The sequence below is a fragment of the Acinetobacter sp. YH12120 genome (assembly GCF_013418795.1).
GTDB classification, from domain to species: domain Bacteria; phylum Pseudomonadota; class Gammaproteobacteria; order Pseudomonadales; family Moraxellaceae; genus Acinetobacter; species Acinetobacter towneri.
In genome coordinates this window covers 1-8,921 of record NZ_VPBI01000039.1, presented here as the reverse complement: position 1 = coordinate 8,921, position 8,921 = coordinate 1, and the positions used below count along the sequence as shown (strand labels likewise).

At 34.6% G+C, this 8,921-nt stretch carries 10 protein-coding genes; 7 read left to right on the top strand and 3 right to left on the bottom strand.

Going from position 1 to position 8,921, the window contains the following annotated elements:
* Positions 1-244: 244 nt before the first annotated feature.
* Positions 245-1,039 (top strand): hypothetical protein, encoded by a 795-nt coding sequence (locus tag FTU58_RS13615; protein ID WP_031946098.1) that lies wholly within the window; start codon positions 245-247, stop codon positions 1,037-1,039.
* Positions 1,040-1,133: 94 nt separating this feature from the next.
* On the opposite strand, the gene FTU58_RS13610 is transcribed toward FTU58_RS13615, so the two are convergent.
* On the bottom strand, positions 1,134-1,328 hold the full coding sequence (locus FTU58_RS13610; protein WP_050595110.1) for a type II toxin-antitoxin system RelE/ParE family toxin: 195 nt from the start codon (positions 1,326-1,328) through the stop codon (positions 1,134-1,136).
* 171 nt (positions 1,329-1,499) lie between these two features.
* Here FTU58_RS13610 and FTU58_RS13605 point away from each other — a divergent pair, with 171 nt between their 5' ends.
* The 6 genes from FTU58_RS13605 (at position 1,500) to FTU58_RS13580 (ending at position 6,519) form a co-directional block, all read left to right on the top strand.
* Complete coding sequence (locus FTU58_RS13605) at positions 1,500-1,859, top strand: surface-adhesin E family protein (RefSeq protein ID WP_179989163.1); 360 nt, start codon at positions 1,500-1,502, stop codon at positions 1,857-1,859.
* A 245-nt stretch (positions 1,860-2,104) separates the two neighbouring features.
* Positions 2,105-2,809, top strand: a complete 705-nt coding sequence (locus FTU58_RS13600; protein WP_043963410.1) for an IS6-like element IS1008 family transposase — start codon at positions 2,105-2,107, stop codon at positions 2,807-2,809.
* Positions 2,810-2,848: 39 nt separating this feature from the next.
* A complete protein-coding gene (locus FTU58_RS13595; protein WP_218944957.1) occupies positions 2,849-3,214 on the top strand; it encodes a RepB family plasmid replication initiator protein in 366 nt (121 codons plus the stop codon).
* A gap of 1,083 nt (positions 3,215-4,297) precedes the next feature.
* Positions 4,298-4,636, top strand: a complete 339-nt coding sequence (locus tag FTU58_RS13590; protein WP_114237945.1) for a hypothetical protein — start codon at positions 4,298-4,300, stop codon at positions 4,634-4,636.
* 136 nt (positions 4,637-4,772) lie between these two features.
* Positions 4,773-5,573 carry a DUF2310 family Zn-ribbon-containing protein gene (locus tag FTU58_RS13585; RefSeq protein WP_114237944.1) on the top strand — a complete coding sequence of 267 codons (801 nt, stop codon included), beginning with the start codon at positions 4,773-4,775 and terminating at the stop codon, positions 5,571-5,573.
* 241 nt (positions 5,574-5,814) lie between these two features.
* Positions 5,815-6,519 (top strand): IS6-like element IS1008 family transposase, encoded by a 705-nt coding sequence (locus FTU58_RS13580; protein ID WP_043963410.1) that lies wholly within the window; start codon positions 5,815-5,817, stop codon positions 6,517-6,519.
* 125 nt (positions 6,520-6,644) lie between these two features.
* On the opposite strand, the gene FTU58_RS13575 is transcribed toward FTU58_RS13580, so the two are convergent.
* Together FTU58_RS13575 and FTU58_RS13570 are read right to left on the bottom strand one after the other, a co-directional pair.
* Positions 6,645-7,814: an ATP-binding cassette domain-containing protein gene (locus FTU58_RS13575; protein ID WP_179989164.1), complete on the bottom strand. Its 1,170-nt coding sequence runs from the start codon at positions 7,812-7,814 to the stop codon at positions 6,645-6,647.
* Positions 7,815-7,905: 91 nt separating this feature from the next.
* Positions 7,906-8,781: an SDR family oxidoreductase gene (locus FTU58_RS13570; RefSeq protein ID WP_078081115.1), complete on the bottom strand. Its 876-nt coding sequence runs from the start codon at positions 8,779-8,781 to the stop codon at positions 7,906-7,908.
* Positions 8,782-8,921: the final 140 nt, after the last annotated feature.

The following is an 8,921-nucleotide window of genomic DNA, read 5'->3' as shown; positions in this document are numbered from 1 at the left end:
TTAAGTTCTTTATCCGACATAGACACCAACATATCAAACCGTCCGCTAAGAAAATTGCAACAGCGCATATTCTAAAAGCGGACATTTTTACTTTGGAGAAACCGGACATTTCTATTTTGGAGTTACAAGTGTACTTCGTATAATATCCATTATGTTAAATGGACAATTAATAATTGAATATTTCACCTTTTTTTTAATTAGTAGCTAAAATTACTTTATAATTTAAACTTATAAGGTATTTAAAGTGAAAAGTCCTCTTTCTAAAATATTTCTACTAAATATTCTCATAATGGCTGGTAGTGTTGCGTATGCCATTGAAGTTAAGCCATTCAAATTTATAAAAAATAATGAAGGTTATCCAGAAAATATTGGTTTATATAAAATAACAAATAAATACAGTGAGTTATATGTAAAACAGTATCCATTTTCTATTGAGAACAATAATAGAAATGCTGGTTTTATTAGTGAGATCGACCCACAATGTGAAATCTTAGAAAAGATATATAAGCAACAGCAGAATACTTATGTTGTAACAAGTACATGTGGCGCATGGTTTGGTATGAGTAGCCCAGAAAGCCATTATTTTATATATGAGTTTAACGATCTAGCAAAATTAATTAAATCTGAAACTATTGAATTCAAAGAGTCATTAGATATTACTATTTCAGAGCTTAATTCAGGTATAAAAATAACATCAAGCCAAAGTCCTAAAACTGGGAAAAAATATGATTATGAATACAAAAATGGGAGCTTATATGACTTCTCAACATCTATGAATAGAAATTTAGTTTCAAAAGAAAATGATAGAATCTGTAAGGGATTCTATGATCAAGTTTATACTCAATTTAAGTATTCTTATGTACCTGGTATGACTAATCTTTTTGAAATTTTACCTAGACATGCTTATTCATGGGTTCCAAACAAAATAAAATCTAGTGAAGAATTATCAGATAAATTAGCCAATGATTTAAAAGGGAAAGATCTAACACAACGTAGAAATGTTCCTTATTCAAGATTTAAACAAGACTATTGTTCTTAACTAAACTTAAGTATTCCTAAAATTAATATAATAGGTGCTATGCAAAGTCAAAATGTTAGAACCCATTCAAAATGGGAGCTATAAGCTCCCATTTTTAGTCTTTAATACGCTTTTTAGCTTCGTCATAAACTATGCTATCAGCTCGTTTCCCGACTGTGATGAGCAAGATAACTACCTGATCATCTTTAAATTGATAGACAAGTCTGACACCAGCTTTTAATAATTTAATTTTATAGCAACCTGCAAGATTGCCTCTCAGCATATTCTTTGGAATATGTGGCTGCTCTATGACTTTGGCTAGTTACTTCTTAAATTGATCTCGTATAGCAACAGGGAGTTTTTCCCATTTGTGTGTCCTTACCCATTTAACCCATTTAAAATTATTAAATTAAAAAATAAATTGAACAACAGAAATAATATAAGTATATTTCTGGAAATTAGCTTTAAAGAGACTAAGTAGGTGAAAAGACTATTAAAAATTACATTAATCAGCGTAATGGTTCTTAATGCTCAAAATATATTTGCAAAAATAATTATAGATAATGCAAATTATCAATCTAAAATTATAAAATTAAATAGTACAAAGAATCCCAAAATAACAAGAGCTTGGGTAGAAACCGAGTTTAAAGAGGAGAAGAATAGGTCAACAGTTCTATATGAGATAGATTGCGAACAAGAAAAATTCCGAAGACTAGGAGGAGTTATGTACAAAGAAGTAACAGGTGATCCAATAGCTATGGAACCTACAAAAGAAGAATATATAATTCCAAATACAAATCTAGATACGCTTAAAAGGGAGGTATGTACAGGAAAATATTAGAAAAACTTGAGAGATTTGGGGGATCAGAGAATTATTGTAGTTATCCTGATCTAAATGACAATTCAAGAGTAAAGATAGAAAAAATTTGTTATTTAATTTAGGGCGGCACTGTCACACGAGGGTGTAAATAATTCTGTGTAAATACAGTTTTATTTACAGTCTCTAAAGCTCCCTTTTTATAGGGCACTGTTGCAAATAGGCTGACATGATAAGCTAAATATCTTATTTATTTCGAGATACAGCAGATGAATCCCTTCCACGGTCGGCACTTTCAAGGTGAAATCATTCTTTGGGCTGTTCGTTGGTATTGTAAATATGGCATCAGCTATCGTGAACTTCAAGAAATGCTCGCTGAACGAGGCATAAATGTGGATCACAGTACAATTTATCGTTGGGTTCAGCGTTATGCTCCAGAAATGGAAAAACGGTTACGCTGGTATTGGCGTAACCCTACAGATTTACATTCATGGCATATGGATGAGACTTATATCAAAGTGAAGGGGCGATGGACTTACCTGTATCGTGCAGTTGATCAACGTGGTCATACGATTGACTTTTACCTTTCCGCTAGACGGAACAGTAAATCAGCCTATTGTTTTTTAGGAAAGATCTTCAATACGGTGAAAAAATGGCAAATTCCACGGGTCATCAATACAGATAAAGCAGCGACCTATGGCCATGCTTTATCACGGTTAAAGCGAGAAGGAAAATGTCCAGTAGATATTGAGCACAGGCAGATTAAGTATAAAAATAATGTCATTGAATGTGATCATGGTAAGTTAAAGCGAATCATCAGGGCCACATTAGGATTCAAATCTATGAAGACTGCTTATGCCACAATTAAAGGTATTGAAGTCATGCGTGCACTACGTAAAGGACAAGCATCGTCATTTTATTATGGTCAGCCTCAGGGTGAAGTGTGTCTAATCAACAGGGTTTTCGGTCTCTAAGCACTTTTTAAAGGGAACATCATCGACTCAAATCTCTATTTGCAACAGTGCCGTCAAATTAACGAACACACGGATATTATTGCTGAATATGAGCAACACAAGCAAGGTCGCACTATTACAGGATTTACCTTTAAATTTAAACAAAGAACCAAGCCCAAAACGGTAAAAGCTGAAAAGACAGAGCGTGATCCACATACAGTAGATATGTTTATAACCATGACCGATAATCAACGCTTTGCCTTCGCTAAAAAAATATCTCAATTACATGAGGCATCGTATTTGGCACAAGGGCAAGCAGGTCGAAGTTACGATGTGTTTGCTGAACAAATTGCTGAAGCATTATTAGATAGTGAAAAGCAGAAAGTATATTTACCCTTCTTATCGAAATTAGGGTTTAAATTTTAAGATTTTTATTCGCTGTTTACAGGTTGTGGTAGAAGTAGTCCTTGATATCAAAAACAAAAATTATTTTAAGGGAATAAAGGCTTCTGACTATCACCAAATGATAAGTTATCTGAGTTCTATTCAGTGAAAAACTGCTATATTAGGGGTCAGCACAGAAAACGGAAATTATAGGGCGGTAAGTACATTTATTTACTTCTATGTAGTTGTTATTTAAGAACTTCGTTAAAAATCTTTCAATTAAATTGCATGTTGCCAATCTCTAGCAGACAGGCAAAGCATAAAAATATAAATCTTTGATTTTAATAAATTAATTAGTCGACAAAATTCCTTGTCGTACTATTTTCTCCAAATTCTGGGGTAACCCCTATCAAATCAAAAACTCGATGATATGCGTCATTTAGTTGATCAAATACCTTCTTACGGCAGTCAATCTATACCTAAAATAAACGATCCTAGTTGGGAGGGGTTATTAGATGATCGGAGAATATCTTGGAATATGAACGACATCACCATAATAGAAAGGCTAGTACTTATTTATTATACTTTTAGTATGAAGGTTCTTAGTGTTTTCAATCAAGAATTTGCAGAGAGAGGAGTTTCTTTTTCATACTCTGATTAGTATGCCTATGGCAAACCAATTTCACTGCTTCGGTACCCTAGTGAGGACTAGAACCTTAGGCTGTAGGCTAATGATATTGGTATATTGAGTTATTTAGGTAGTCGCGGTGTACTTCATGGTGTATAGAAAGTTAGTTTTTCGAGCTAATAAAGCCATTTTGACAAAATTTAAGAAGTATTTTAGAAAACTAGATAGTTACACAGAATTTAGGGTAGTCTCAAAATGAAAGTTATAACTAATGGTTCTTTAACATCTTCTAATTCCTTTGGTGAAAAATAAGATTCCATTTTATGCTTAACTCTCAACTTTTTTTCGCTAAATCATTTATTTTACGAAGGTTAGACTTTCAATATTAAACTTACAATTCTTGTAATACAGCCATTCCAATAGGCTTAAGAAGTTGAGAGTGGCATTTCTTGCATAGAATTATTTTGTATTAAATAAAATAACTAAAGGTTTGGCTCGTGAAGATCTCAATAAGAAAACTGTATGTAATTAGCTTAAGTGCATTAATTACTGTGGCTTGTTCCAGTCAAAGTGAATCAGAAGGGATGCTAATTATAAATAACAAAACCTCCGAAGATATAACTAAGGTTAATTTAACTTATAAAACCACTAATAAATCAGAAAATATAGGTAATTTATCTCCTAATCAATCATTTAAGTATCCTATAAAATATTCTGACACCGAAGACTCTATAGTAATTACATATACTGATAGTAATAATACAGTGCATAAGGATGTAGCTGTTCCTTATTTCGGTAAATATGATAAGAAAAATTATAGTTATAATATCAAGTAGTTTAAGTATTATTAATATTTAGAGTGTACGGCATTGACGGTATAGGTTAAATTGACACTACAAGACAGCACTTTAACCAATTTCAACAGCAACATCCCCAAATATATTTAATATAAATTAAGCATGAGATATAAAAATGCACGCCTTTGATATTATCATACCCCAATATACAGGTATCGCTGAAGATGATGATAGCCACGACCATGATGTATTTTGTTATTTAGGAAATTTAGAAGGCAACGGACAAATATTACCCCGTAACCATCATTTAGCTGTTAGCCAAAATGATATTACTCGCGTGACTGTGGTGTGTCCTGAAATGGATGCCCTTGACCGTAAAAATATGAACAGCTATGCCCAAGAAATGCACAATAAAATCGAACAGTTAGCAGGTAAACCCATTCAAACCTTGTATATCGGAGAAGACCATGACTATCCTCTTCCCCGTTATGCCGTACCAACGCAATCTGAATTTTACATGTTGCGTTGGGGCTGGAGTTCGCCTTTACTAGATGGAGTAACCTTACAAGGCATTCCTCTATATAAAATCCCATATACCCAACCTGATCACCCTTGTTATGATAATGTGTGGTCATGGTATCGTCAGGCTGAAGCGTTATATCGTTTGTGGCTTGGTTCTCAACCAGTAAGTGAAGCCTTTGCCTTAGAGCAAATGCAAAATCCCAATTCTGAGCATAGCAAAATAGGTCGAGAATTGTGCCGTATCATTGAACAAAGCACAGGTGTACCCACCTATTATTTTCTAATGAATTACCGTGATTGGACACAGGCAGAAGATATGGAACAAAAATGTCCACTGACAGGGCAGGATTGGCTATTGCCTGCCAATACCTATCACTATATTGATTTTAAATGCGATGAGAGTCGTTTGGTGAGTGAGTTGAGTCAAAATTGGTCGGATGAAAGCGAGGACTGACCGAATGAAAAATTATTTGTGGTAAGCTCATAAAGCCTATCAAGCATAGAGATAAAAATAACACCCAAACTATCTGTAACCAACCGTGAATCGTCTCGATATTTTCGGAGAGTGTTTTACTGGAATCAGGTACAGGACAAGTTTATTTTCAGTATACCCTAGCGGAACCACCTAAAAAGGCACTGTTGCAAATAGGCTGACATGATAAGCTAAATATCTTATTTATTTCGAGATACAGCAGATGAATCCCTTCCACGGTCGGCACTTTCAAGGTGAAATCATTCTTTGGGCTGTTCGTTGGTATTGTAAATATGGCATCAGCTATCGTGAACTTCAAGAAATGCTCGCTGAACGAGGCATAAATGTGGATCACAGTACAATTTATCGTTGGGTTCAGCGTTATGCTCCAGAAATGGAAAAACGGTTACGCTGGTATTGGCGTAACCCTACAGATTTACATTCATGGCATATGGATGAGACTTATATCAAAGTGAAGGGGCGATGGACTTACCTGTATCGTGCAGTTGATCAACGTGGTCATACGATTGACTTTTACCTTTCCGCTAGACGGAACAGTAAATCAGCCTATTGTTTTTTAGGAAAGATCTTCAATACGGTGAAAAAATGGCAAATTCCACGGGTCATCAATACAGATAAAGCAGCGACCTATGGCCATGCTTTATCACGGTTAAAGCGAGAAGGAAAATGTCCAGTAGATATTGAGCACAGGCAGATTAAGTATAAAAATAATGTCATTGAATGTGATCATGGTAAGTTAAAGCGAATCATCAGGGCCACATTAGGATTCAAATCTATGAAGACTGCTTATGCCACAATTAAAGGTATTGAAGTCATGCGTGCACTACGTAAAGGACAAGCATCGTCATTTTATTATGGTCAGCCTCAGGGTGAAGTGTGTCTAATCAACAGGGTTTTCGGTCTCTAAGCACTTTTTAAAGGGAACATCATCGACTCAAATCTCTATTTGCAACAGTGCCCAAAAAAGATTGAAAACCATTTTAAAGCTTTCGACTTAACCTTTTTTTACATCAATAATGGCTTCATTTAATGTCAGCATACTTTTTGAAACACCACCTGATTTTCTTGTACACTGTCAGACAAGACAGACTCCAGTAAAGTTTTATCTGGCTGCAAATTTTCAAACTCTTGGTACAGATAACCAATTTTTAATTTCGGTACAGCATAGATCCCTTCATACTTATTTCTGATTAAAGAAAAAAGAGTAGATTTACCACTTCCATTATCCCCCAATACAGCAACTTTTTGTTTGTTTCGGATTTCAAAAGAGGCATGATTAAAAATCAAATGATTATCATATCCAAAAGTTACTTCTTCACCACGAATTAATATTTTATTTTTCGGGGGATTTGTTAGCTCAAAATTAATTCGAATATTTGCCTGTTCTTCGACTTGTTCTTTTACATCTAACTGCTCTATTCGTGATTGCACGGCTTTTGCTTGCTTTGCTATTGCTTTTTGTCGCCCTCCAAAAGACTTGTAAGTAGATATGAAACTTCTAGCTCTAATTTCAGAATTACTCATATTCCTTGGCTTATCTGTTATCGCTTCAGCTTGCCTTTTTTTCTGCAAATAAGCTTCCTCTAGTTGCTTTTTCTTTGCTTGATAATTTTCATATTCTCTTTTCTCAGTGTGAATTTGATGTTCCTTCTGCTGTTTATATGCAGTATAATTCCCGTCAAAACAGTTAATGGTATTGTTGTCAATCTCAATAATTCGATTACACAATTCATCTAATAAATTTGTATCGTGGCTAATAATCATCATTGTGTTATATTTTCCTAAATTTCGCTTTAGCAATTGAATCCCTTTAGTATCTAAATTCGCTGTTGGTTCATCTAGTAAAAGTATTGAACTACTCTTAGAAAAAGTCTCAGCTAAACGTAAACGAGTTTTTTCCCCACCACTGAACCAACCTTCAGATATTGTTGAGCTGGAGCGAAATTCTTTCAATTGCCAAGAATCTACTGATTCGTGGTATTGACCGAATTGTTTATAATAAGAGATATCTCCCTTAACCTCAACATTTCCCTTGTCAGGAGCTATATCATTGTTAATGATCTCCAACAACGTCGTTTTTCCACTTCCGTTTAACCCGACTACACCAATAATATCGTTCTTAAAAACAGTTAATTTATCAAAAGTAAAAAGAAGCTTGCCTCCAAAATATTTTTCTATTCCTCTCATTTTTATCAATTCCATACAATCGCCTCCCTTTCTAGCGATTAAGTTAATAAACATATTAAATCATTAATTAGTTTTTGTAGTTTAGAGAGTTTATTTCTTAGGGTTTCTATTCCTCAATTATTCCGTATCCTTCTGGTGCAGGAATCCCATGTTCCGAAGAACGACTGACTGATTCCCACTCTTTCCATGTAAATATACGTTTTTCTGCATTTTCAACAGCTAAATCATATACAAGGCTTCCCAGAACTAATCGGAGAGGCGGATTCTCACTATTAACCAGTTTCATTATAGCTTCGGCGGCTAACTTAGGATCACTATCCACCGATTCGTTTGAATATTGTTGGGCCAACTTTTCACGTAATGAATCATACTCTTTTTTCTGTGTAGTAAAACTCATTTTTAAGTATAGATTCGTCCAGTAACCTCCAGGTTCTACGATAGATACTTTTATACCAAAATGTGCAGCTTCTTGTGCTAAAGCCTCGCTAAATCCTTCTAAAGCAAATTTACTAGCGCTATAGATTCCCGACATTGGACCACTAATCAGTCCACCAATACTAGATATCTGGATAATATGACCTGATTCTTGTGCCCGCAAGTACGGCATAACAGCTTGACTTACCCATACTGTACCGAAGAAATTAGTTTCCATTTGGCTTCTAACTTCATCTTCACTAAATTCTTCAATCATTCCCATTACCATATTCCCTGCATTGTTAATGACAATATCGAGTCTTCCAAAATGTTTAATGGCAGTTTCCACTGTAGTCGAAACAGCACTTCTATCAGTAACATCAAGACTTAAAGGAAGTAACATTCCTTCAAACTGGCATTTTAACTCATTCAGTTTTTCAATATTTCTAGCAACACCAACAACCTTCTCTCCTGACTCCAATGCTTTTTTTGTGAATTCGTATCCTAGTCCACTGCTTGCACCTGTAATAAACCACACACGTGTATTTTCATTGTTATTAAATGTCATAAATAATCTCCTCGGTAGTGTTTCAAAAAGTATGCTGAAGAAAAAGCCGATTGGATTTTGATAAAATAGAGAAATGCAAATAACTCTAGCAATCAAATGTCCAACCTGCCTCAGTGATAGTATAAAGAAAAATGGTATCA